Annotated in this window: 1 protein-coding gene; it reads left to right on the top strand. The window is 67.4% G+C overall.

Going from position 1 to position 445, the window contains the following annotated elements; genetic code table 11:
* Positions 1-87: 87 nt before the first annotated feature.
* Positions 88-445, top strand: a 358-nt coding sequence (locus ACOV8S_RS31325; RefSeq protein ID WP_448321868.1) for an ATP-binding cassette domain-containing protein, incomplete at its 3' end; no start/stop codon positions are given.

Here is a 445-nt window from a genome sequence, read left to right as displayed (position 1 = left end):
ATCGATAACGTAGGTTTTCCCCTGGACGCCGCGCCCATCGGCGCAAGGCGACGACAAGACTCGACCGCAAGGGGAGACAACGCGCTCATGAGCGATGTACTGGAGCTGGTGGACGTATCCGAGGTCCGCGACGGACGGGCTCTGGTGGACGAGGTCTCCTGGTCGGTCAAGGAGGGCGAGCGCTGGGTGATCCTCGGACCCAACGGCGCCGGCAAGACCACCCTTCTGAACATCGCCTCCAGCTACCTCTTCCCCACCAAGGGCACCGCCCGCATCCTGGGCGAGCAGCTCGGCGGCGTCGGCACCGACGTCTTCGAGCTCCGCCCCCGCATCGGCATGGCCGGCATCGCGATGGCGGAGAAGCTCCCCAAGCGCCAGACCGTCCTGCAGACCGTCCTCACCGCCGCGTACGGCATGACCGCCACCTGGCACGAGGACTACGACC

It is taken from the genome of Streptomyces sp. CO7 (assembly GCF_053474865.1).
This window is presented reverse-complemented; position numbering and strand designations above follow the sequence as displayed.